Origin of the sequence: Streptomyces sp. NPDC050704 (assembly GCF_040654355.1) — a bacterium.
GTDB lineage: Bacteria > Actinomycetota > Actinomycetes > Streptomycetales > Streptomycetaceae > Streptomyces.
The window spans coordinates 1-22,552 of record NZ_JBFAHW010000067.1 but is presented as its reverse complement, the minus strand read 5'-3'; the positions used below and the strand labels follow the sequence as shown (position 1 = coordinate 22,552).

Here is a 22,552-nt window from a genome sequence, read left to right as displayed (position 1 = left end):
TCAGGTCGGCGAGAGATCAGCGGGCGGTCGGCGGGGCGGTCAAGGTCCAGACGGCCGGGGGCTGTTGGTCCGGCGGGTACTGGACGAGCCGTCCGTCGTCGGCGACGTGCACGGCCATCTGCGTGATCGCGTTGACGAGTCGGTAGCCGCCCGGTGCCGGCACCAACTGCCAGCGCTGCAGCGTGTTCGTCGCGTCGCAGGTCTCCTGGGTCACCTCGACGCCGGGCTGGAGCGGCACGTTGAGCGTGAGTTTGCCGCCGCGTACCTCCAGACAGCCGTTCGCGGCCTTCAAGGTCACATAGCCGTCCGGGGTGCGCTCGACCTCGGCGCGGAAGGTCCGTTCGGTTGCGGCGCGGAAGGTGTACGTGCCGTCCGCGACCGGCACCCGCCTGAGGTCCCGCCACCCGGGTGCGTGCCCCACGGCCGCCGCGCGAGAGGTGAACTCCCCGTACGTGGCGTCCGGATGCGGATTCCCCCAGGTGGCCTGCGCGAGATGCCGCAGTGCCGGGTCCGTGTCGACCGCGACCTCGTTCTCGGTCTCGCCGCGTCCGTTGTCCGGCCAGAGGCTGATCTTCGCCCCGGTGATGCCCTCCCGCGACGAGAGCTTCTCGCCCTCGAAGCTGCGCGGGTCCCAACTCTGGTCGTACAGCGCCTTGGTGTCCGTGTGGAAGCCGCCGCGGACGAGATACAGGGCGTACGCCGCATTCATCAACGGGTAGCCCTGCGCGACAAGTTGGCTCGGTTTCGTGGCCACGTTCAGCCAGTGCTCGACCGTCGTCCCGGCGGTGACGGGCACGGTGTTGTCGCCGGTCAGCCCGTCGTTCCAGATGCGCAGCTTCTTGCCCTTGGCCGCCGCGAAGGCGTGGACGCGGTTGACGAAGTCGATGAACGCGTCCTGCGGGGTGGCGTTCGCGCCGTACTTCGCCCGCGCGTACTCCAGGACCTGCGGGTACTTGGCGAAGTCGGAGCCGAGCATGTACTCGTCGGCGCCCATGTGCCAGGAGTCGGCCTTGAAGACCTGCGCGTACTCGTCGATCAGGCTGGTGTAGTAGTCGAAGGCGGCCGGCTGTGTGACGTCGAGACGGGACGGCTGCTTGTTCCCGTCGGAGTCGGTGAGCTGGAGATCCGGGCGGTTCTCGATCCAAGGGTCCATGTGGCCCGGGGAGTTGATCTCCGGGATGATCGCGACGTGGTACTTCTCGCCGAGGGCGACGAGGCGGCGGATCTCGTCCTTGGTGTAGTAGCCCCAGGTGTTGGCCTCGGGGTGCGCGTCGCTCTTCACCTTCAGTTCGAGCAGCAGCTGGTTGAGCTTGTTGTACGCCATGTCGCGTACGAGGTTCTCCAGCCAGTCCGTCGTGATGTGGATGTAGCAGGCGCAGACGCCGACACCGCGCTCCTTGTACTGCGGCACGTCGACGGTGCGGCCGGCGGGCAACCGGTCCCCCTGCGCCAGGAGCTGGAGGACGGTCCGGGTGCCGTAGAAGGCGCCGGTCTCGGTGGCGCCCGTCACCGACAGGCGTCGGCCCGCGTGGAGTTCGTACCCCTCCTTCCCGAGTGCGGCTCTGGCGGGCGCGACGTCGACAACGATGTCTCCCGTGCGCGCGCCCCCGCTCACCACAGGGAGGGCGCCGTGCCCCGCCGCGCGCAGATCATCGGCGAGGGTGTCGGCCACGCGGCGCTCCGCCGCGCCGTCCGCGACGAGGCGTGCACCGCGCCCGTAGAGGTAACTTCCGGTTTCCGGTGCCCAGTTGGAGAGAGCGGGAACGGTGACGGGGGGCGTGGGCCCGGCCGTCCCGGGTGCCCCGGCCGCCCGCGCCACCGGCACGGGTGCCGTGAGCAGCAGTAGAGCCGTCACCACACCGATCAGCCGGGACCGTCTTGGATACGTACTCTTGGCTTCCGTGGTCACGGGCACCTCCCATTCATCGGAGGTGTGATGATTGGACTGGCCTCAGAGCCTGTCAATGGGGTGTGATGTCGGCCAAGTTGAGCCAGTGGTCGGATGACCAGCCAGTCCGTGCGAACAGCCGGACGGCCAGGGCACGAAAAGTCCAAGAAGAGCGGACCGAATGTCCAAGCGATGTCCGGGCGATTTCCGGGCGCGGCGGCTCTCGACGCGACGCCCCGTATCCGGGCACAGTGCTCCTCGTACTCACCAGTAAGCACTCACCAGTAGCCCACGCCCCCGAGGAGCCCCCGTGACCAGCTGGGTCGGCCGGACCGCCGCCGAGATCGCCGCCGCCGTACGCGAGAAGCGAGTCACGCCCCGCGAGGTGGTGGCCGAGCACATCGCGCGCATCGAGCTGCTGGACGCCCGCGTGGGCGCCTTCCGCCACCTGCGCGCGGCGGCGGCACTCGTCGAGGCCGACGAGGTGGCGTCTCGCGCCGACCTGGCCGAACTCCCGCTGGCCGGTGTGCCGGTGGCGGTCAAGGACAACCTGTCCGTACGCGGCGAGTCCACCCGCAATGGCTCCGCCGCGACCCCGGACACCCCGGCCGGCCGGGACCACGTCACGGTGGCCAGGCTGCGCGCGGCGGGCGCCGTCGTGGTGGGCCTCACCAACGTCCCGGAACTCTGCGTCTTCGGCACCACGGACGGTGTGCACGGCATCGCCCGCAACCCTTGGGACACCGCGCGCACGGCGGGCGGCTCCTCCGGGGGCAGCGCGGCCGCGGTCGCCGCCGGGATGGTGCCCATCGCGATCGGCAACGACGGCATGGGCTCGCTGCGCATACCCGCCGCCAACTGCGGCCTCATAGGCCTGAAGCCGGGCCACGGAACGATCCCGGCGGACATCGGCCACGGCGACTGGTTCGGCATGTCCGAGAACGGCCCCCTGGCGACGACGGTCGAGGATGCCCGGCTGATGTTCTCGGTCCTGGCCGCCACGGATGTCGTACGCGCCGAGGAGCCTGTCGCCCGTACCGTCGCCGTCTCCGTGCGCAGCCCTCTGGTCGGTGTGACCGTCAGCCGGCCCTACGCGGCCGCGGCTCGTCAGGCGGCCGTGTTGCTGGCGAGTGCGGGGCATCGGGTTCGGCGGGCCGATCCGCCGTACCCGCTGTGGCTGGGGACGACCGCGCTCGCGCACTGGACGGCGGGGACAGCCGTGGACGCCGAAGGGCTTGACCGGCGGCGGCTCGCTCGGCGGACGCGGGTTCACGCCGCGGTGGGGCGGCGCTTCGTGGGGTCTGTGCGGGGTGGTGCGCGGCGAGAGCAGTTGCGGGAGCGGTTGGAGCCGTTCTTTGCGGAGCATGATGTGCTGCTGACGCCCGCTCTGGCTCGGCGGGGGCCCGCTGCCGCGGAGTGGCACGAGCGTGGGTGGCTGCGGAATGTCTGGGCCAACACGAACTACTCGCCCTTGACGCCGCCTTGGAACCTCACGGGGTGGCCGGCGATGGTGGTGCCGTTCGGGGTGCTGCCGTCTGGTGTGCCGTGTGCTGTCCAGCTGGTTGGGCGGCCTGGGGCGGAGGCGGGCTTGCTGGAGCTGGCCGGGCAGTTGGAGGAGCTGCGTCCCTGGCGACGTACAGCTCCGCTGGGGTGACCGGAAACACCCGCAGGTAGTCGTGAAGCTGCAGGCCGGTTGTGGCTGGTCGCGCAGTTCCCCGCGCCCCTTTGGGGCGCGCCTATCTCGACGCGGCTTACAGGACTCGGTACATGATGTGTAGGCCTACTCGGCCGTGGTGCGGGTGGTCGTATGCGTCGGGAACCGTACCCAGGATGGTGAAGCCGAGTGAGGTCCATAGTTTTACGGCGGGGTTCGTTTCCACGACGGCGTTGAAGACCATGGCTCGGTAGCCGTCGGTCTTCGCCGCTGTGAGGACGTGTTCGGCCAGGGTGCGGCCGATGCCCTGGCCGGCGTGGTCCGGGTCGATCATGAAGCCGGCGTTGGCGACGCCGGCGGCGGGGCCACCGTAGTTGGGGGTGGTGTACGCGGAGCCGACGACGGCTCCGGTGTCGTTCTCGGCGACGTACACGCGCTTGCCCGGTGCCATCCACAGGGCGCGGGCCGCCTCTTCGGAGGTGTCCGGGTCCCAGGCGTAGGTCTCGGCGGCGGCGACGATGCGGTGCCAGAAAGGCCAGATCCGTGGCCAGTCGGCGGCCACGGCTTCTCTGATCAGCATGGACGTGAGTCTGGCACGTCCACGCCGATCAGCGATCGAGAGGGTCCTGCGGTGGACCTGGGCGGTCAGTCCACGCTGGGCAGGATGTGGGGCTCGGCGAGGTCGTCCTCGTAACCCGCCAGGCGGATCGGGGCGGACCGGGCCCACACGTCGAGGCTGCCGAGTTTCTCCGGCCGGCGGCCCGCGCGCTCCGTACGTTCCTTGGGACCCTGATCGAGATTCGTCTTCTCCGGTGTCACCGCGCACTCCTTATGTGTCGGATCACCCTCGGGGCGTGCAGGACCAGTCTGCTGCCGGTCGCCTGACGCCCGCTCGAGTTTGAGTTGGGCACTTCGGACGCGGTGGCGCCGGTTTACTCGTGTGAGAGCAGGCCGTGATGACCGGCTTGTCCCGGGACGGACCGTGGGTGTGGGTGGAACCCAAAAGACTGTCCGCCGCGTACAGAGTAACCATATGAGCGGGCTCCCGCTCGATGGGGCTGAAAACAAGGTGTAACCGTCTGAAGTCGTCCGGTGTCCATTCGGCCATCAGTTCGGCATGTTTCACTCGGTTGTCCACAGGCACGGATCCACTCGTCCGGCCCTGTGCCAACATGATCAACGCCCCATCTGTCCACGCGAAGGAGCTCGACATGGCCGTCCAGCAGGTGCGCGGTGTCATCGCACCAGGAAAGAACGAGCCGGTGCAGATCCGGACGATTCTCATCCCGGACCCGGGTCCCGGCGAGGCCGTGGTGAAGGTGCAGGCCTGCGGGGTCTGCCACACCGACCTGCACTACAAGCAGGGCGGCATCAGCGACGACTATCCCTTCCTGCTCGGCCACGAGGCGGCCGGTGTCGTGGAGGCGGTCGGCGAGGATGTCACCGATGTGGCACCCGGTGACTTCGTCGTTCTCAACTGGCGTGCGGTGTGCGGCCAGTGCCGAGCCTGTCTGCGCGGCCGCCCCTGGTACTGCTTCGACACGCACAACGCGAAGCAGAAGATGACCTTGGAGGACGGCACCGAGCTCTCCCCCGCCCTGGGTATCGGCGCCTTCGCGGAGAAGACCCTGGTCGCGGCCGGTCAGTGCACCAAGGTGGACCCGTCCGTGTCCCCGGCGGTCGCGGGACTGCTCGGCTGCGGGGTGATGGCCGGAATCGGCGCGGCCATCAACACCGGCGCGGTCGGCCGCGGCGACTCGGTGGCGGTCATCGGCTGCGGTGGTGTGGGCGACGCGGCCGTCGCCGGAGCCCGGCTGGCCGGCGCGGCGCGGATCATCGCGGTCGACATCGACGAGCGGAAGCTGGAGACGGCCCGCACGATGGGCGCCACGCACACGGTGAACTCCAAGGAGACGGACCCGGTCGAGGCGATCCGCGAGCTGACGGGCGGCTTCGGGGCCGACGTCGTCATCGAGGCCGTCGGCCGCCCGGAGACGTACAAGCAGGCGTTCTACGCCCGCGACCTGGCGGGCACGGTGGTCCTGGTCGGTGTCCCGACACCGGAGATGAAGCTCGAACTGCCCCTCCTGGACGTCTTCGGCCGCGGCGGCTCGCTCAAGTCCTCCTGGTACGGCGACTGTCTGCCCTCGCGCGACTTCCCGATGCTGATCGACCTGCACCAGCAGGGCCGTCTGGATCTGGCGGCGTTCGTGACGGAGACGATCGCGCTGGACGCCGTGGAGCAGGCCTTCGACCGCATGCACGAGGGTGACGTACTGCGCTCGGTGGTGGTGCTGTGATGACCGCCCGTATCGAACACCTGGTCACCTCCGGCACCTTCAGCCTGGACGGCGGCACCTGGGACGTCGACAACAACGTGTGGATCGTGGGCGACGACTCGGAGGCCGTGGTCATCGACGCGGCGCACGACGCCGACGCCATCGCCGAGGCGCTCGGCGGCCGGACGCTCCTGGCGATCGTCTGCACCCACGCCCACAACGACCACATCGACGCCGCCCCGGCCCTGGCCGCCCGCACCGGCGCACCGATTCTGCTCCACCCGGACGACCTCCCGCTGTGGAAGCAGACCCACCCGGACCGGCTCCCGGACGGTGAACTGTCCGACGGCCGGCGGCTCGCCGTGGCGGGGGTGGAGCTGACCGTCCTGCACACACCGGGCCACGCTCCGGGCGCGGTCTGCCTGCACGCTCCGGCGCTGGGCACCGTCTTCACGGGCGACACCCTGTTCCAGGGCGGACCGGGCGCCACCGGCCGGTCGTTCTCCCATTTCCCGACGATCGTCGAGTCGATCCGGTCCCGGCTGCTCGCCCTGCCCGCCGAGACGGTGGTCCGTACCGGCCACGGCGACTCGACGACGGTCGGCGCCGAGGCCCCGCACGTCCAGGAGTGGATCGACCGAGGTCACTGAGACGGGGCCGCCCACGGTTCAGTTGCCGTTGGTGCGGCTGAAAGCTGGCCATGGTCTGCTGGCGCGGGACAACGGCCTTTCTCGCCCGCAGGGAGGACTGGCGCATGGAGCTGCGCAGCGTCGATGAGCTGATGGATCTGCTGCACGCCTGCCGTGGAGCCTGGGACACCCCGGCCGGCGGCGGCCGCCCGGTCGATCTGCACGACCACGCGCTGCAGACCGCCGCGCTGCTGCGCCGAAGTCGCCCGGCGGACAAGGAGCTCCAGGTGGCGGGCCTGGTGCACGGCATCGGGCAGCTGCTCCGGGCGGGCGACCACGCGGGACACCCGGCCCGTGCGGCCGACGCGGTTCGGCCACTGCTCGGCGAGCGGGTCTCCTGTCTCGTACGCCTCCACAGGGAGGGGTGGGAGAACGGTCCGGTCATGGGCGAGGTCATGGAAGACGTACTCGTCCTGCGACAGGCGCAAGAGGCCGCCCGGACAGCAGGCCTCGACGCCGGGGTCCTGGAGGACTGGCGCACGGTGCTGGAACTGGTGTCGGCCCGGCACACACAGCTGCGGACCGTCGACTGACGTTCGGGCGACCCGGGCGACCCCGGCGACCCCGGCCCAGGAGAGCTGCCTGTCGGCCTCGCACTCCCTACCGAGGTCTGTCGGCTGACGGTCCGTCATGAGACCGTACGCGGATGACATCGCCGTACGGGCTCAACGGCAAGGCCGCGATCGTGACCGGGGCCTCGCGCGGGATCGGGCTGGCCGTCGCCGAGGCGCTGCGTGCGGCGGGGGCGCGGGTGTGTGTGACGGCGCGTGACCTGGACGGGGTGCACCGGGCCGCCGAGGACCTCGGTGGCGTGGGGCTCGCGGGCTCGGTCGCCGATCCGGCGCATCTGCGGGAGCTGACCGGACTGGCCTTGCGCGAGTTCGGCCGGATCGACGTCGTGGTGAACAACGCGGCGACGAACGAGCCCTACGGTCCTCTCATGGACGCCGACCCGGACCGCTGGCGCGAGGCGTTCACGGTCAACGTGGAGGCGCCGCTGCGGTTGGTGCAGTGCGCCTGGCGGGCCTGGATGGGCGAGCACGGCGGCTCGGTGGTCAACATCTGCACCGAGGGCGCCGGACATGTCGGGCCGCAGGTCGGCGCGTACGGCACGAGCAAGGCGGCGCTGCTTCACCTCACCCAGCAGCTCGCGGGCGAGCTGGCCCCCGGAGTCCGGGTCAACTCCGTCTCCCCCGGCCTCGTCCGCACGGAGATGGCCCGCTTCGTGTGGGAGCACGGCGAGGACGAGGTCGCCGCCGGGTTGCCGCTCGGCCGGATCGGCGAGCCGGACGACATCGCCCGGGCCGTGGTATGGCTGGCCTCGGACGCGGCGCAGTGGATCACAGGGGCAGACCTGCTGGTGGACGGCGGGACGCGAGTACGCGCGGCCCACACGACTACGGCGTACGCAGTGCACGAGCGCCTGCGCGCACAACGCGCCCCGTAAGGGGCGCGGGGCTGCAACACCATGCGGCTCCGCCGCGTGGGCGCGACCAGCCACAGCCGACCCGCAGGTTCCCGACGGCGCTTCCCGTCAGCGCTTCTCGACAGCCCTTCCCGCGGAGCGACTACCACTTGCCGGGCGCGTAGTCCTTAAGAAAGACCCCGAACAAGTCCTCGCCCTGCTCCCCGCGCACGATCGGGTCGTACACCCGGGCCGCCCCGTCGATCAGGTCGAGCGGCGCGTGAAAGCCGGCGTCGGCGAGGCGCATCTTGTCCGGGTGCGGCCGCTCGTCGGTGATCCAGCCGGTGTCGACGGCGGTCATCAGGATGCCGTCCTTCTCGAACATCTCCTGGGCACTGGTGCGGGTGAGCATGTTGAGCGCGGCCTTGGCCATGTTGGTGTGCGGGTGGCCCGCGCCCTTGTAGCCGCGGTTGAAGACACCCTCCATGGCGGAGACGTTCACGATGTACGTGCGCTTGGCCGCGGCGGCCGCCATCGCCGCGCGCAGGCGGCTGATGAGGATGAACGGCGCGGTGGAGTTGCAGAGCTGGACCTCCAGGAGCTCGACCGGCGTGACCTCCTCGACGGCCTGGATCCAGCTGTTGGTGTCGTGCAGGTCGGGGACGAGCCCGCCCGCGTCGATGGCCGTACCGGCGGCGATCCGCTCCAGGGAGGCCGAGCCGGACACGAGGGCCAGGTCGGTGACGTCCTGCGCGGTCAGCGCGCCGCCCCCGGGAACGGGCAGCGCTGCCACGGCGCCGGAGCCGAAGGTACCGATCACCTCGGCGGGCGGCAGTTCGCCGGCGGGCAGCGGGCCGGACTCGGCGGCGAGCAGTTCGGTGTAGGCGCCCGGGGAGCGGCGTACGGTCTGGGCCGCGTTGTTGATCAGGATGTCGAGCGGGCCCTCGGCGGCGACGGAGTCGGCGAGGGCGACGACCTGGGCGGGGTCGCGCAGGTCGATGCCGACGATCTTCAGACGGCCGATCCACTCGTCGCTGTCGGGCATGGCCTTGAAGCGGCGGATCGCGTCGTTCGGGAAGCGCGTGGTGATCGTGGTGTGCGCGCCGTCGCGCAGCAGCCTGAGCGCGATGTACATGCCGATCTTGGCGCGGCCGCCGGTGAGCAGCGCGCGCTTGCCGCTGAGGTCGGTGCGGGCGTCGCGGCGGGACCGGTTCTCGGCCGCGCAGTTCTGGCAGAGCTGGTGGTAGAAGTAGTCGACCTCGACGTACCGCGTCTTGCAGGTGTAGCAGGAGCGCGGGCGCTCGAGTATCCCCGCGATCTCGCCGGCGTCGGTCACGGACGAGGGCAGGATGCCCTCCGTCTCGTCGTCGATCCGCTGGGCGGAGCCGGTGGCCGTGGACTCGGTGACCGCCTTGTCGTGCGCGGTCTTGGCGGCCCGGCGCTCCTGGCGGCGGCGCTGCTTGACCGTGCGGTAGACGCCCGCGGTGGCCCGGCGCACGGCGATCGCGTCGGGGTGGTCGACCTCGATCTTCTCCAGCTCTTCGAGCACGCTGAGGCAGACGGCCAGCCGCTCCGGGTCGATGCCGGGACCGAACGAGTCCTCCGCGGCCGCCTCTGCCGTGTCCACGGCGGGGGCCGCCTGGCTGTCGTCTGTCACCGTCATCGTCGTTGCCGTTTCTCGGGTTTCGCGCCGCGCTCGAACCGCGTTCGCTTTCGAAGGCGGAATTTTACGGAGCGCAGGCAAATGCACCAAACCCGAGATGATCACCGGTCCTCCCGCGGGCCCGTGGACGGAGATCCACGGGACCCGCGAGTGGCTGTCCCCGTACCCGCGGGCGGCGGTTCAGAGCACGCAGGCGGTGATCAGTTCCTCCACCTCGGCGGAGACGGCCTTGGCCAGCAGGTCGAGGTCGGGCACGGCCTCCGCGTCGGCGACGAGCCCGTAGTGGACGCGGCCGCGGAACGTGGAGACCGCGACCGCGAGGGACTGGCCGCGGGCCAGCGGGGCGAGCGGATAGACCTCGGTGAGCGGGCAGCCGCCGAGCTTCATGCCGAGGCTGGGCAGCGGCACGCTGGTGACCAGGATGTCGAAGAGCAGCCGGGCGGCCTGACCGACGACGGGACCGCCAATCCGGTGTCCGAGCGCCGGCACGTGGTCGGCGAGCAGGGCGACGGCGCCGGCGCCCCGGTTGGGCCCCGCGTCCTTGTTGCGGTCCATGGCCATACGGACCGTGCCGAGCCGGCCGAGCGGATCCGGGTCGTCGACGGGAAGCCGCATCAGGTAGCCGGAGAGCCGGTTGCCCTGCGGGTGCGCGGTGCGTGGACGGCGCCGTGAGACGGGGATCAGGGCGCGGGGCGCGACGCCGTCGCTGCCGTCGCCGCGCTCGTCGAGCCAGCGGCGCAGGGCGCCGGCGACGACGGCGATCAGGACGTCGTTGACGGTGCCTCCGGCGCTCTTGCGGATCTTGTGCACGTCGTCGAGTTCGACGGCGACGCCCGCGATGCGGCGGGTGCCGGTCGGCTCGGAGACCAGGGCGGCGGAGGACCGGACGCCCCAGGTGGCGCGCGCGACGGACGTACCGATGTCGAGGGCCCGGCCCACGTCGGAGAGCGTGCCGCGGACCAGGCCCGGCAGTTTGCGGACGTCCGGGAAGAAGCCCCGGGAGGGCTCCTCACGGCGCGGTCGGGGCGTCGGCATGTCCATGGGATCCATGAGCGCCGCGGCGAGCGTCAGTGCTCGCAGGCCGTCGGCCAGGGCGTGGTGGAACTTGAAGAGCACCGCGAAGGAGGTGCCGTCCACGCCGGGCACCACATGTGCCTCCCACGGCGGCTTCCCGCGCTCCAGGGGCCGCTGCATGATCGCGCCCGCGGCCTCGTGGAAGTCGGCGACGGGCGCGTGCAGCCGAACGTGGTCGAACGGTTCGAAGTCGGGGGCGGGCTCGCGGGCGGCGCCGCCGAAGGCGAAGGCCAACGGCTGCCGCAGGTCGAGCGGCTGCCAGACGTCACGGATGCGCATGCGCAGTCCGGGGACGCCGGCCGCGCGGGCCGCGAGCAGTTCGGCCGCGTGCGGGGCCGCGGCGGGCGAGTTCGCCGCGAAGACCCCGAGTGCCCCGAGGTGCATGGGGTGCTCGGCGGACTCGATGTTCCAGAACGCCAGGTCGAGTGGTGCGAGCAGGTCAGAAGTCAATGGCTTGCTCTCGCGTCGACGACGGGTGAGCCAGCAGTCAATCCCGACAGAGCGATTACGGTCAAGTACGATCAAGCTACGCACAGTTAACACCAGATTAAGTCCCGCCCCAGGTGAAAGGGGCGGGACCCATGTGGCCTACGGGGTCAGCTGTCGGTGACAGGGCAACCCGTGGGGGCCGCCCGGGACGCATCGCGGATCAGCGCCTCGTGCGCGGCCTTCAGCCGTGGCACATCGGGCTTGGTGACCTTGCGGTCGTACGTCATGAGGCCGTTCAGCTCCCCTTCCACATCGGATATCTGGGTGTAGACGGCGCCGTTGCCGCCCCGGCAGACCAGCGCGCGCACCTCGCCGAGGCGGGCCAGGTAGTCGTCCGTGTAGGTCGCCGGGTCGGCGTTCACGTACGTCATCTGCACCGACCAGGCGTGTCCGGGCACCGCGAGCCCGAGGCCGCCGTACTCGCCGCTGACCAGCGCTCTCTTCCCGTCGGGTGCGGGCAGCAGAGGGGTCGGGTAGCCGTGTGCGTCGGCGATGTCGCCGTTGCCGCCGTCGACCGCTCCGCAGCAGTTGAGGCCGCTCATGTTGTTGACGAGCCGCGTCGGGTCCCACGCCTTGGCCTGGTCGGCGATGCGGGCCTGGTCGTACTGGCCCCAGCCCTCGTTGAAGGTGACCCACATGACGACCGAGGGACTGCTCGCGTGCTCGTCGATCATCTCCTTCATCTCGCGCTCGTACTGGGCACGGGCCGCGGTGTCCGGGGTGCGGTCGGAGCGCATGGACGGCATGTCCTGCCAGACCAGCAGTCCGAGCCTGTCGGCCCAGTGGAACCAGCGGTCCGGCTCCACCTTGATGTGCTTGCGGACCGAGTTGAAGCCCATCTCCTTGTGCGCCTTGAGGTCGTACGCGAGGGCCTCGTCGGTGGGTGCCGTGTGCAGGCCGTCCGGCCAGAAGCCCTGGTCGAGCGTGGCCATCATGAAGACGGGCTCGCCGTTGAGGACCGTACGCGGGGTGCCGTTCACCTTCTCGACGGCGACGGACCGCATCCCGAAGTAGCTGTCGACCCGGTCGCGCCCGACGCTCACCCTGAGGTCGTAGAGGAACGGGTCGTCCGGGGACCACAGCCGTGCGTCGGGGATCTTCAGGGAGAGCGGCTGTCCGGTGCGGCCACTCACCGTGGCGACCTTCCGCTTTCCTTCGTACGCCGTTGCCGTGACCGGGACGCCGTCTCGAACGCCCTTTGCCTCCAGGCCGAGTCGGCCGTTCTCGACGTCCGGTGTGAGCTTCAGCGAGTCGACGTGGTCGGCGGCGACCGGTTCCATCCACACGGTCTGCCAGATACCGGAGGACGGGGTGTACCAGATGCCGCTGGGGTCGAGGCGCTGCTTGCCGACGGGCGGGTTCTCGCCGTCCGCCGAGTCGGTCGGGTCGTGGACGCCGACGATCAGCTCCTGAGTGCGGCCTGGCTTGAGCGCGGCCGTGATGTCGGCGCTGAACTTGTCGTAGCCGCCCTGGTGTTCGGTGACCTTGGTGCCGTTGACGTACACCTCGGACCGCCAGTCGACGGCGCCGAAGTTGAGCCGCAGCCGTTTGCCGGAGCCGATGTCCCAGTCGGCGGGGACGGTGAAGGTGCGGCGGTACCACATGCGGTCCTCGTGCCGTTCGATGCCCGAGAGCTGGGACTCCACCGGGTAGGGGACGAGAATCCGCTCCGTCAGCTGCTTGCCGACCGGGGGCTTCTCCCCCGCCTCGGCCGCGGCGAACTGCCACCGCCCGTTGAGGTTCCGCCAGGCGTCACGCTTCAACTGCGGCCTGGGGTACTCGGGATGGGCGTTGCCCGGGCCCACCTCGTCGGCCCACTTGGTGCGCAGCTGGTACGTGGAGTGGTTCGGCCCGCTGGTCCAGAAGGCGCCGACAACGTTGCCATCGGAGCCGGAGAGACCGCCCTCGCCGTCGTAGCGGAGGTCGGTCGTGCCCCGAGCGGTGCCGGTCTTGTTGCCGACGACCGGTTCCGAGAGGCCGACGAGCAGGGCCCTGGAGTCCGCGGGGTCCAGCTTGGCTGTGGTAAGCGGCCACTTGGTGCCGCCGATGACCGCCTCGATGTGGTCGGTCAGTCCGGCCGGGGGCGCGGCGAGTTCCTGCGCGAAGTCGAGCCTGAGGGTGCGGCCGTCCTTGAGGACGGTGGCCGCGACGGCTCCGTCGTAGTCGTAGCCGTCCGGGAGCCGGAACGCCGACTGCGGGACGGCTTCCTTGCTGCCGCCGGGCTCCGTCCAGCGCAGGTGGAGGTTCGAGCCGCCGTAGTGCTCGAAGTACTCGACCTTGATGTCGTAGGCGCGGCCCGCCGTCAGGTCGACGGGTTCGGCGGTCTGTTCCCGGTCCCAGTCGTCGACCCAGTGGTTGATGAGGAGCTTCCCGTCGACCCACAGCCGGAAGCCGTTGTCACCGATGACGGAGAACGTGGTCGGACCGGTCTTCTCCGGCACGATCTTCCCGGTCCAGCGGACGCTGACGTCGTCGGACCGTCCGGTGGCGAGGTTCAGCCGTGGTTCGAGGTTGTCGAAGTCGAGCTTCGGGTCGAACCCGGTGGCCTTGAGCTCGTGGAAGTCGAAGGCTCCGGGGGCGGACTGGGTGTAGTACTCGCCCTTGAGGCCGTGCACCTCGACGGGGTCGTCGGGCGCCGCGGCGGTGGGGGCGGCGGTGAGTCCGGCGATACCGAGTACCGCTGCGAGCAGTAAGGCGAGTCGGGCTCTGAGTCGTTCGAGTCTTCTGGGACGTTCAAGTCTTCTGGGTCGTCTGATGCGCACGTGTTCCTCCTTGCTTGCGGGCTCGAGGAAGGTGGCGGCTCGTCGCTCCAGGGGTGGTCGATCTTGGATAACGTTGTCAGGAACGGCAGTTGGCATGACAGCACGCACCACGAGTCCTGTCCAGGCTCATGACAAGCCGGCAGTCTCTTCAGCGCTGCCGAGGAGCGAGTGCCGCCAGCCCGGCGCGGACGGCGGCGGCACTCTCGTCGAGCTCGGCACGCTCGCGCACCTGCCAGTTCGCGTCGATCCGGAAGTCGTCCCCGGCGAAGCGCGGGAAGACGTGCAGGTGCACGTGGAAGACCTCCTGGAAGGCGGCCTCGCCGTCGGCCAGGAAGAAGTTGATGCCGCGGCAGCGCAGGGCCGAGCGGCGCAGCGCGCGGGCCAGCCGGTGGGCCACCACCCACACATGGGCGCCCAGGGTCTCGTCGAGGTCCTCCAGGCCCACCGCGTGTGCCTTGGGGACGACCAGGAGATGGCCGGGCGTGACGGGCTGGAGGTCCATGAAGGCCACCACCGCGTCGTCCTCGTAGACGGTGCTCGCCTCGGCCTGGCCCTGCGCGATGGCGCAGAAGACGCACTCGCTGACGACCACGGCCCTCTCCTGGACGGCTGACTGGACCACTCGCCGGACCACTACTGACCGACGGAACGACGGGACGACCTCTCCTCTACGGCACCTGCTGGCCCTTGCCCAGCCCGATCACGCCTCCCTTGGAGACCGTGTAGAGCTCCTGGTCCCGTTCCGGGTTGACGCCGATCGTCGCTCCCGGTGGCACCTGTACGTTCTTGTCGAGGACGGCGCCGCGTACGACCGCGCCCCGGCCGATGTGCACGTTGTCGTGCAGGACCGAGCCCTGGACGACGGCGCCCGGGTCGACGACGACACCCGGGGAGAGCACCGAGCGCGTGACCTGGCCGCGGATCAGGCAGCCCGCGCTGACGATCGACTCGCTCGCGATGCCGCCGGCGTTGAAGCGGGCGGGCGACAGCTGACCGGAGTGGGTGTATATCGGCCAGCTGCGGTTGTACAGGTTGAAGGCGGGCCGCTCCGCGATCAGGTCCATGTGGGCGTCGTAGTACGCGTCGAGCGTGCCGACGTCACGCCAGTAGCCCTGGTCCCGGACCGTCTCTCCGGGGACGTGGTTCTCGCTGAAGTCGTACAGCTGGGCCTCGCCGCGGTCCGTGAGCATGGGCAGGATGGAACCGCCCATGTCGTGCACGGAGTTCGGGTCCTCGGCATCCCGGTGCAGCGCCTCCACCAGGGCCTTGGTGGTGAAGAGGTAGTTGCCCATGGAGGCGAAGACGCACTCGGGGTCGTCCGGGAGGCCCGGCGGGTCGGCGGGCTTCTCCAGGAAGCTGTCGACGGTCTGGCCGTCGGACCCGGGGGCGATGACGCCGAAGGACGACGACTCGCCCCGCGGCACCCGGATGCCCGCGACGGTCACGCCAGCCCCGCTCTCGATGTGCTGGTTCAGCATCTGCCGCGGGTCCATGCGGTAGACGTGGTCGGCGCCGAACACCGCTATGTACTCGGGCTGTTCGTCGTGCACCAGGTTCAGCGACTGCAGGATCGCGTCGGCGCTGCCCAGATACCAGCGCGGGCCGAGGCGCTGCTGGGCCGGCACCGGAGTGACGTAGTTGCCGAGCAGGCTCGACATCCGCCAGGTCGTGGTGATGTGCCGGTCCAGGGAATGCGACTTGTACTGCGTGAGCACGCAGATGCGCAGGATGTCGGCGTTGACGAGATTGGAAAGTACGAAATCCACCAGGCGATACGTTCCGCCAAATGTCACCGCGGGTTTCGCCCGGTCCGCGGTCAGGGGCATCAGTCGCTTGCCCTCACCGCCTGCCAGCACGATTCCCAGCACCGAAGGTCCACCGCGTCGCATGCCGCCGCCCCTCTACCGCCCTGTTGTGCCACGTTCTTTGAACCACGCCTGCCAGAGAACTACCCCTGGTCGGACGACTATTCCCCCGTGGGCTACGCCTGTTTGAGGAGTTCCTCGTACAGCTGGACCGTGCGCCGGGCCACCGCGTCCCATCCGAACTCCCGCACCGCACGCTCCCGTCCCGCCTCGCCCATCCTCCGGGCGGTCTCCGGATCGGCGAGCAGCGAGTCGAGGGCACGCGCCAGCCGCGCTTCGTACTCCTCGGCGGGCCCGTCGGCGGAACCCTCGAGGGACACCAGCAGCCCGGTCTCGCCGTCCGCGACGACCTCGGGAATCCCGCCGACCCGCGAGGCCACGACGGCCGTGCCGCAGGCCATCGCCTCCAGGTTGACGATGCCCAGGGGCTCGTACACCGAGGGGCAGACGAACGCGGTGGCGTGCGTGAGGAGTTGGATCACGTCCGGGCGCGGCAGCATCTGCGGGATCCAGTGCACACCCTCGCGTACCCGGCTGAGCTCCTGGTAGAGGTCGCGGAACTCCTGGTCGATCTCCGGCGTGTCGGGGGCGCCCGCGCACAGCACGACCTGCGCGGCCGGGTCGATGTCCCGTACCGCGCGCAGCAGGTGGGGCACGCCCTTCTGGCGCGTGATGCGGCCGACGAACAGGACGTACGGGCGGCTCGGGTCTAGGCCGACGCGGGTGATGACGTCCGTTCCGTGGTCCGGCTGGTAGAGGGAGGTGTCGATGCCGTTGTGCACGACGCGCACCTTTGCCGGGTCCAGGGACGGATAGCAGCCGAGGATGTCCTCGCGCATGGCACCGGAGACGGCGATCACGGCGTCGGCGGCCTCGATCGCGGTGCGCTCCGCCCAGCTGGAGAGGGCGTAGCCGCCGCCGAGCTGCTCGGCCTTCCAGGGGCGCAGCGGCTCCAGGGAGTGGGCGGTCATGACGTGCGGGACGCCGTACAGCAGCTTCGCGAAGTGGCCGGCGAGGTTGGCGTACCAGGTGTGCGAGTGGACGAGCTCCCGGCCTTCGAGGGCGGCGGCCATGGAGAGGTCCACCGAGAAGGTGCGCAACGCGTCGTTCGCGCCGTCGAGGGTGGGCCAGGACCGGTGCCGTACGACTCCGCCCGCGGCGCCCTCGCCCCAGCAGTGCACGTCCAGGTCGGCGAGCGGCCTCAACTCCCGGGCGAGGAACTCCACATGGACCCCCGCACCGCCGTACACATCCGGCGGGTACTCCCGGGTAAGCAGTCCCACTCGCACCCGGAACCCCCTGTCTCAGCGGCTGATTCCCACATGGTCACCCAGAAGTGGCTCTTGGGGAAGACCGCAACGGAAGCCCCGCCGGGTTCCGTGCTCAGACTCGACGGGGAGGACGCGCGAAACAGCAGTCCCCGCATACTCCGCCGCCGGGAATCCGGTAGTAGAGGCAGCAGCTGCGCCGACGGAACGCCGTGCCGTTCAGGGTGCCGGTGTCCCGCAGGTCGGGGTGGTCGAGGAGGTCCACGGCGAGTGCGCGGCCGCGATCGCCCACCTCTGGACGGCCATTGGCGCGGGCCCACCGGTCGAGTTCGCGGGCGGCTCCGGCCAGCGCGGAGGCCGCGTTGCCCCACAGCAGGCCTGCGGCGACGGGGTGCCGGGCGCGCAGGGCCGCCGCGAGGGGTTCGAGGTGGCCGTGGTGCACGACCCGCCGGATCATCGCCGTGTCGCCGGGCAGCGCGCGCACCTCGGAGAGCCACAGGTCGTCCGGGGCGCTGCCGTCCGCGTCCCAGCGCAGCAGCCGCGGGTCGAGGTCGGGCAGCCGCCCGTACAGCGCGGCCGCGCCCAGGGCCACCGACCACAGCCGGGCCGCGAGTCCCTGCTGCGTCACCGAGACCGCGATCCGTACCTCGGGCGCGTCCAGCAGTCGCGCCACCTTGCGGACACGGAAAGTAAGCGGATCCCCTTTGATCGTGACGCAGGGTGCCGCGTACGCCTCCGCGAGCGTCGGCAGCGACGGTCGTCCTGTGCGCAGGGCGAAGAAACCTTCGAGAGAAGCCAGCCGGTTGAGATCGGGGTCGAGGTCCACGGAGATCAAATACACCAAGCGGGCATAAGGGCGCCATCAGGAGGGTTGTACCCGGTGATACCCACCCTGGGGATGACCGGGACAAGGACGTACTCCATCGGCAGTAGGACCCATTGACTGCTCAGGTACGACGACACGGGACCTTTCACGAGGGATCGTATTAACCATGGAAGCCGACGGTTCGCCGCGCCGGACGCTCCGCTCGCCGGAGCCCGACAACCACACGAGGAGGAGTGACGCATGAACGCCCTGGTGCTGTCCGTGCTGCTCTCCCTCGTCTCCGCCGTGGCCTACGCCGGCGGTGCGATCGTGCAGGAACAGGTCGCGGCGTCGACGCCGGGCCAGTCGTACGCTCCCATGCGTCAGGTCGCCTGGTGGATCGCCGTGGGTCTCAACGGCCTCGGCGGACTGCTGCACGTCGTGGCGCTGGCCTACGGGCCGCTCAGCCTGGTCCAGCCGCTGGGCGCGCTGACCATCGTGTTCGCGCTTCCCATGGCGGCCGTTTTCGTCCGCCGCAGGGCCGGGGCGACGGCCTGGCGGGGCGCGATCATGGCGACGGTCGGTCTGGCCGTACTGCTGGCACTGGTCAGCACGGCCGACTCGCAGTCCCTGAACAGCACCCAGCGCGTGGTGGTGGCCCTGGTCACCGGTGGCGCGGTGGTGGCGCTGATGATGGCGGCCCGCGCGGTGCACCGCCACCCGGCGGTCCGCAGCATCCTGCTGGCGATCGCGGCCGGTGTTGCCTTCGGTATGTCGTCGGTGTTCACGAAGACGGTCGCGGTGGACTGGACGGGCGGCGTCTCGCTCGCCGACCTGCCGAGCCTCGCCGTGATCGGCGTCCTGGCGACCGCCGGCATGCTCCTGTCGCAGGCCTCCTACCGGGGCGCCGGTCTCGCGGCTCCGCTGGCCACGCTGACGGTCGTAAACCCCATCGTGGCCGCCGCGGTCGGCCTCACGATGTTCGGAGAAACCTTCCGCTACGGCGAGACGGGCACCGCCCTCGCGCTGGGCGCCGGTGTCGTCGCCGCGGGCGGCCTGATCCTGCTCACCACGGAGCGCATCAGCAGCGTCAGCGGCGCGGAGCTTCCGGAGCAGCCGGTTCCGGCGGCGGCCGGGGCACCCGAGCCCGAGGTGTCCGTGGACTCCATGAACGCCCTGCCGGGCCGCTTCACGGAGACCGCCGTCCTGCCCGAGCAGCCCGTCGCGGTCGAACAGCGGTTGGTCTCGGCGGAACAGCTCGTCCCGACAGACCAGCTGGTCTCCGCGGGCGTGCGGGACGACGCAGGGATGCGGAACAACAACGCGGTGGCACGGAACAACAACGCCGAAGTACGGGAGAAGCCACTCACGTCACGTGACAAGGCGGGAGTCCGTGACGTACGGGAGAAGGCGCTCGCGTCCGCCGGGGGGCCGGTCTCCGCGCGGGAGGAGGCCTTCCTGCCGCCCTCCGAGGCCAACGGGCCCCCCGCGGCCGGTGAGACGCCGGACGCCACGGACGACGCTCCGTGGCCCGGCGCCTACTACGGGCTGGCCTACCTGCCGATGCTGCTCCCCGCACCGATGGGGATCCGTTCCACGGGAATCCGTTCCGGCGTCAAATCCTGACGCCACCCGCGCGCAGATAGGCGACCGGATCGATGTCGCTGCCGAAACCGGGCCCCGTCCGCACCTCGAAGTGCAGATGCGGGCCCGAGCTGTTGCCCGTGGAACCGGAACGGCCGATGCGCTGGCCGCTCACCACGCTCTGCCCGCTCTTCACGGAGATCGCCGACAGGTGGGCGTACTGGCTGTAGCGGCCGTCTCCGTGCCGGATCACCACCTGGTATCCGAAGGATCCGCCCCAGCCCGCGGTCACGACGGTGCCCGCCGCGACCGACTTGACCGACGTGCCGGTGGGCACCGGGAAGTCGACGCCCGTGTGGTAGCCCTTCGACCAGGAGGAGCCCGCGGCACGATAGGCCGTTCCGGTGCCGGCGCTCACCGGGGCCGTGAGGGAGCCCGTCGAGGAACCGGCCTTCTTCTTCTCGGTCTTCCCCTCCGAAGAGGCCTTCTCCGTCGACGCCTTGTCGGTCGAGGCCTTGTCGGTCGGCTTGGACTTGTCGTCCGTGTCCGGCTTGGCCTTCGTCTTCAGGCTGAGTCGCTGGCCGGGAACGATCATGTCCGGATCGGCGCCCACCGTCTTGCGGTTGGTGTCGTACAACTGGCGCCAGCCGCCCCGCACTTCGCGGGAGCCCGCGATGCCGGACAGCGTGTCGCCGCGGACGACCGTGTACATCTCGGCGGTGCCGGCCTGCGACTGGGGCGTGGTCTGCGGCTGTACGTCGCGGACGGTGCGCTTGGTGTCCTTCGTGGAGGTGCCCGACGGGTTGATGTCGGGGGTGTCGCCACCGCGGGTGAGGCCGGCCCGCACCGAACAGGTCGGCCACGCGCCGGGTCCCTGACCCTTGAGGACCTTCTCGGCGACGGCGATCTGCTGGTCCTTGGTGGCGAGGTCGGCGCGCGCCGCGTAGGCCCGGCCACCGTAGGCCTCCCAGGTGGACTGGCTGAACTGCAGTCCGCCGTAGTAACCGTTGCCGGTGTTGATGTCCCAGTTGTTGGTCGACTCGCAGGCGGCCACCTTGTTCCAGGTGTCGACGTCGGCCGCGTGCGCGACGCCGGTACCGATGAGCGGTATCGCCATGCCGGCGCCGCCCACCGAGACGGTCAGAGAGGCGCGGTTGATCCTGTTCGGCTGATACCGGCGGTGCCGGCCGCGTACGGCCATGATGGAGCCCCCCTAGACAAGCGTCAGGAGCGGCAAAAGTAAACGCTGCTAACAGGCCGTGACAAGAGGACAACCAGCCGCGTCATCCCGCCAAGTGACCGGGAATACACCCTCGTTCGTGACTCGTTGTGCATACGTCCGTGGCGGACGTGACGGCGAAGTTCGGCAGGGCGCTGAGGCAGTCGCGGCTTCACTGCGTACACATCATCGGCAGTTCAGGACGTGCGGTCGGCGAACGGGCAAGTCAGGATGGTCAGTGGGGCAATACTGGCGGCACGACCGGCACCACCGATTCAGGACCTTTTAGGAGCCAAACCGTATGAGCACATCAGCCCAGATCGGCGTCACGGGTCTCGCGGTCATGGGGCGCAATCTCGCCCGTAACTTCGCACGCAACGGATACACGGTCGCCCTGCACAACCGGACGGCCTCGCGCACGCACGCGCTGGTGGAGGAGTTCGGCAGCGAGGGCACCTTCGTCGCGGCGGATACCGCCAAGGAGTTCGTGGCCGCCCTCGAACGGCCGCGCCGCCTGGTCATCATGGTGAAGGCCGGCGAGCCGACCGACGCGGTGATCCACGAGTTCGCCCCGCTCCTGGAGCCCGGCGACATGATCATCGACGGCGGCAACGCGCACTTCGCGGACACCCGGCGCCGGGAGCGCGAGCTGCGCGAGCAGGGCATCCACTTCGTCGGCGCCGGTATCTCCGGCGGCGAGGAGGGCGCGCTGCTCGGTCCGAGCATCATGCCGGGCGGTCCGGTGGAGTCGTACGACTCGCTCGGCCCGATGCTGGAGAAGATCTCCGCGAAGGCGGCGGACGGGACGCCCTGCGTCACGCACGTGGGTCCCGACGGCGCCGGCCACTTCGTGAAGATGGTGCACAACGGCATCGAGTACGCCGACATGCAGCTGATCGGCGAGGCATACCAGCTGCTGCGTGATGTGGCGGGCTACTCCCCCGCGCAGATCGCGGACATCTTCCGCACCTGGAACACCGGGCGGCTGGACTCCTACCTGATCGAGATCACCGCCGAGGTCCTGTCGCACGTGGACGCGGCGACGGGCAAGCCGTTCGTCGACGTGGTCCAGGACCAGGCGGAGCAGAAGGGCACGGGCCGCTGGACCGTGCAGATCGCGCTGGACCTGGGCGTGCCGGTGTCGGGCATCGCCGAGGCGGTCTTCGCCCGGTCCCTGTCGGGCCACACCGAGCTGCGCGAGGCCTCGCGCGCACTCGCCGGGCCGAAGGCCGAGCCGATGGACGAGTCGGACGCGGCGGCCTTCGCCGACCAGGTGGAGCAGGCGCTGTACGCGTCGAAGATCGTGTCGTACACGCAGGGCTTCCACCAGATCGCCGCGGGGAGCGCCGAGTACGGCTGGGACATCGATCTGGGCGAGGTCTCCGCCCTCTGGCGTGGCGGGTGCATCATCCGTGCCGCGTTCCTCGACCGGATCCGTGCCGCGTACGACGCGCGGGCCGATCTGCCGAGCCTCCTCGCCGACGAGACGTTCGCGCAGGAGATCGGGGCGGCGCAGGACGACTGGCGGGCGGTTCTCGTCTCCGCGGTGCACCAGGGTGTGCCGACTCCGGGGTTTGCGGCGGCGCTCGCCTACTACGACGCGCTGCGCGCCGAGCGGTTGCCTGCGGCGCTCACGCAGGGGCAGCGGGACTTTTTCGGGGCGCACACGTATCGGCGTACGGACCGGGAGGGGTCGTTCCACACGATGTGGGGCGGGGACCGGGCCGAGGTTGCGGGCTGAGTTCGGATCGCTTCGCGGGAAGGGGCGTGCGTGACCTGCGGGCCGGTGGGGGCTGGTCGCGCAGTTCCCCGCGCCCCTTACGGGGCGCCCCTGACGAGGCGTGCCGGACGGGGGAAGCCGATCAGATCCTCGACGTCCCCGCGTCGGCGGTTCGACGTGGGCGCGCC

Annotated in this window: 18 protein-coding genes; 7 read left to right on the top strand and 11 right to left on the bottom strand. The window is 70.4% G+C overall.

Annotation, left to right across the window (positions count from 1 at the left end; translation table 11 throughout):
* Positions 1–16: 16 nt before the first annotated feature.
* The gene (locus AB0I18_RS32515; RefSeq protein ID WP_363109249.1) at positions 17–1,825 is read right to left on the bottom strand and encodes a family 20 glycosylhydrolase; all 1,809 of its coding nucleotides are present in this window, start codon (positions 1,823–1,825) and stop codon (positions 17–19) included.
* Positions 1,826–2,198: 373 nt separating this feature from the next.
* Here AB0I18_RS32515 and AB0I18_RS32510 point away from each other — a divergent pair, with 373 nt between their 5' ends.
* Positions 2,199–3,542, top strand: a complete 1,344-nt coding sequence (locus tag AB0I18_RS32510) for an amidase (RefSeq protein ID WP_363109221.1) — start codon at positions 2,199–2,201, stop codon at positions 3,540–3,542.
* A 97-nt stretch (positions 3,543–3,639) separates the two neighbouring features.
* Here the strand turns inward: AB0I18_RS32510 and AB0I18_RS32505 are convergent, their stop codons facing one another.
* Together AB0I18_RS32505 and AB0I18_RS32500 are read right to left on the bottom strand one after the other, a co-directional pair.
* Positions 3,640–4,122, bottom strand: a complete 483-nt coding sequence (locus tag AB0I18_RS32505) for a GNAT family N-acetyltransferase (RefSeq protein WP_363109220.1) — start codon at positions 4,120–4,122, stop codon at positions 3,640–3,642.
* 65 nt (positions 4,123–4,187) lie between these two features.
* The gene (locus AB0I18_RS32500; RefSeq protein WP_363109219.1) at positions 4,188–4,361 is read right to left on the bottom strand and encodes a hypothetical protein; all 174 of its coding nucleotides are present in this window, start codon (positions 4,359–4,361) and stop codon (positions 4,188–4,190) included.
* Positions 4,362–4,753: 392 nt separating this feature from the next.
* Between AB0I18_RS32500 and AB0I18_RS32495 the strand changes: the two genes are divergently transcribed.
* From AB0I18_RS32495 to AB0I18_RS32480, 4 genes are all read left to right on the top strand, one after another.
* A complete protein-coding gene (locus tag AB0I18_RS32495) occupies positions 4,754–5,842 on the top strand; it encodes an S-(hydroxymethyl)mycothiol dehydrogenase (protein ID WP_363109218.1) in 1,089 nt (362 codons plus the stop codon).
* Positions 5,842–6,471, top strand: a complete 630-nt coding sequence (locus AB0I18_RS32490) for an MBL fold metallo-hydrolase (RefSeq protein ID WP_363109217.1) — start codon at positions 5,842–5,844, stop codon at positions 6,469–6,471. Before AB0I18_RS32495 ends, AB0I18_RS32490 begins: the two co-directional genes overlap by 1 nt.
* A gap of 104 nt (positions 6,472–6,575) precedes the next feature.
* Complete coding sequence (locus tag AB0I18_RS32485) at positions 6,576–7,043, top strand: hypothetical protein (protein WP_363109216.1); 468 nt, start codon at positions 6,576–6,578, stop codon at positions 7,041–7,043.
* A 113-nt stretch (positions 7,044–7,156) separates the two neighbouring features.
* Entirely contained in the window at positions 7,157–7,957 is an 801-nt protein-coding gene (locus AB0I18_RS32480) for an SDR family oxidoreductase (RefSeq protein WP_363109215.1), read from the top strand.
* Positions 7,958–8,078: 121 nt separating this feature from the next.
* Here AB0I18_RS32480 and AB0I18_RS32475 read toward each other — a convergent pair whose 3' ends face one another.
* The 7 genes from AB0I18_RS32475 to AB0I18_RS32445 form a co-directional block, all read right to left on the bottom strand.
* A complete protein-coding gene (locus tag AB0I18_RS32475) occupies positions 8,079–9,578 on the bottom strand; it encodes an SDR family NAD(P)-dependent oxidoreductase (protein WP_363109214.1) in 1,500 nt (499 codons plus the stop codon).
* Positions 9,579–9,758: 180 nt separating this feature from the next.
* A complete protein-coding gene (locus tag AB0I18_RS32470) occupies positions 9,759–11,102 on the bottom strand; it encodes a wax ester/triacylglycerol synthase family O-acyltransferase (protein ID WP_363109213.1) in 1,344 nt (447 codons plus the stop codon).
* A 146-nt stretch (positions 11,103–11,248) separates the two neighbouring features.
* Complete coding sequence (locus tag AB0I18_RS32465; RefSeq protein ID WP_363109212.1) at positions 11,249–13,903, bottom strand: PA14 domain-containing protein; 2,655 nt, start codon at positions 13,901–13,903, stop codon at positions 11,249–11,251.
* Between the two features lie 148 nt (positions 13,904–14,051).
* Positions 14,052–14,495, bottom strand: a complete 444-nt coding sequence (locus tag AB0I18_RS32460; protein WP_363109211.1) for an HIT family protein — start codon at positions 14,493–14,495, stop codon at positions 14,052–14,054.
* A 76-nt stretch (positions 14,496–14,571) separates the two neighbouring features.
* Complete coding sequence (gene glgC, locus AB0I18_RS32455) at positions 14,572–15,792, bottom strand: glucose-1-phosphate adenylyltransferase (RefSeq protein WP_363109210.1); 1,221 nt, start codon at positions 15,790–15,792, stop codon at positions 14,572–14,574.
* A gap of 92 nt (positions 15,793–15,884) precedes the next feature.
* The gene (gene glgA, locus AB0I18_RS32450; protein WP_363109209.1) at positions 15,885–17,057 is read right to left on the bottom strand and encodes a glycogen synthase; all 1,173 of its coding nucleotides are present in this window, start codon (positions 17,055–17,057) and stop codon (positions 15,885–15,887) included.
* 94 nt (positions 17,058–17,151) lie between these two features.
* The gene (locus AB0I18_RS32445) at positions 17,152–17,880 is read right to left on the bottom strand and encodes a (2Fe-2S)-binding protein (RefSeq protein WP_363109208.1); all 729 of its coding nucleotides are present in this window, start codon (positions 17,878–17,880) and stop codon (positions 17,152–17,154) included.
* 222 nt (positions 17,881–18,102) lie between these two features.
* Between AB0I18_RS32445 and AB0I18_RS32440 the strand changes: the two genes are divergently transcribed.
* Complete coding sequence (locus tag AB0I18_RS32440) at positions 18,103–19,467, top strand: DMT family transporter (RefSeq protein ID WP_363109207.1); 1,365 nt, start codon at positions 18,103–18,105, stop codon at positions 19,465–19,467.
* On the opposite strand, the gene AB0I18_RS32435 is transcribed toward AB0I18_RS32440, so the two are convergent.
* Positions 19,457–20,626, bottom strand: a complete 1,170-nt coding sequence (locus AB0I18_RS32435; RefSeq protein WP_363109206.1) for a transglycosylase family protein — start codon at positions 20,624–20,626, stop codon at positions 19,457–19,459. The two genes, AB0I18_RS32440 and AB0I18_RS32435, sit on opposite strands and share 11 nt — an antisense overlap.
* Positions 20,627–20,945: 319 nt before the next feature.
* On the opposite strand from AB0I18_RS32435, the gene gndA reads away from it, so the two are divergent.
* Positions 20,946–22,385, top strand: a complete 1,440-nt coding sequence (gndA, locus tag AB0I18_RS32430) for an NADP-dependent phosphogluconate dehydrogenase (RefSeq protein ID WP_363109205.1) — start codon at positions 20,946–20,948, stop codon at positions 22,383–22,385.
* Positions 22,386–22,552 lie beyond the last annotated feature (167 nt).